The following is a 202-nucleotide window of genomic DNA, read 5'->3' on the forward strand; positions in this document are numbered from 1 at the left end:
ATACCGGTGTGATCACGCGTCCACAGCGGATGGAAAAAGCTGACGATCAGCTTTCCCGTGATTGCATCGGTGTAAGGCGCCGTCTGGGTAATGTCATCGGGCACCGGCCGAGAGGCCGGATCCCTAGCCCATTGCTGCCACGACCCGTAGATACCCGGAAAGAAGAACTCCCAGAATTCCGCCTTGTTGTGGCCCGGATAGA

At 57.9% G+C, this 202-nt stretch carries 1 protein-coding gene; it reads right to left on the reverse strand.

Annotated features, from left to right (window positions below; genetic code table 11):
- Positions 1-202 (reverse strand): hypothetical protein (locus tag X744_RS1000000174855; RefSeq protein ID WP_032908334.1); only part of this gene is annotated, 202 nt, incomplete at both ends.

This window comes from Mesorhizobium sp. LNHC252B00, from assembly GCF_000502955.1.
GTDB lineage: Bacteria > Pseudomonadota > Alphaproteobacteria > Rhizobiales > Rhizobiaceae > Mesorhizobium.